The 240-nt window shown below is 52.1% G+C and carries 1 pseudogene; it reads left to right on the top strand.

The features are described 5' to 3' along the window. A pseudogene (locus OGY07_RS01840) lies at positions 1 to 240 on the top strand (SEL1-like repeat protein); the annotation flags it as partial.

The following is a 240-nucleotide window of genomic DNA, read 5'->3' as shown; positions in this document are numbered from 1 at the left end:
AAACCGGGTGAATCGCTTATTGCAGAGCTGGCAAAAGCAAAACAGTTAAACCCGGTAACGGGTAAGCCGCTGCCTTCGTCTCCCCATTTTAATAAGGATGATGTCGCCCTGCTGCTGTGCCGCAGCGGTGAAGCCTGCCCGAAAAGCGGTTACTGGCAGATCGCCTGGATACCGCATACGGGTATCAGTCAGGAAGAGATCCGTTACTTTACCGAAGGTGAAACCATGCCGATGGATATT

It is taken from the genome of Citrobacter sp. Cs237 (assembly GCF_030332325.1).
Classification (GTDB): Bacteria; Pseudomonadota; Gammaproteobacteria; order Enterobacterales; family Enterobacteriaceae; genus Citrobacter_A; species Citrobacter_A sedlakii.
Note: the sequence above shows the minus strand (reverse complement) of the source record. Positions and strands in the feature narration are given on the sequence as shown.